The following is a 286-nucleotide window of genomic DNA, read 5'->3' on the forward strand; positions in this document are numbered from 1 at the left end:
GGCGTGTTCCTGATGCTCCGGCGCATGAGCCTTGTCGGCGATGCGATGAGCCATGCGGTGCTGCCAGGGGCGGCGATCGGCTATCTCGTTGCCGGGTCCCTGTCGCTGACGGCGATGGGAATCGGCGGGCTCGTCGCCGGGCTTTCTGTGGCGCTGCTTTCAGGCGTCGTCAGCCGCGTGACGGTGCTGCAGGAGGACGCCAGTTTTGCGAGCTTCTACCTGATTTCGCTGGCGCTCGGCGTCCTCATCGTCTCGCTGCGCGGCTCGAACATCGACCTGCTGCATG

1 protein-coding gene is annotated in these 286 nt (G+C 66.1%); it reads left to right on the top strand.

Annotated features, from left to right (window positions below; genetic code table 11):
• Positions 1-286: metal ABC transporter permease (locus SB764_RS39420; protein ID WP_410866670.1), on the top strand; the 286-nt coding region annotated here is incomplete at both ends.

It is taken from the genome of Paraburkholderia sp. SIMBA_027, from assembly GCF_046535315.1.
GTDB classification, from domain to species: domain Bacteria; phylum Pseudomonadota; class Gammaproteobacteria; order Burkholderiales; family Burkholderiaceae; genus Paraburkholderia; species Paraburkholderia tropica.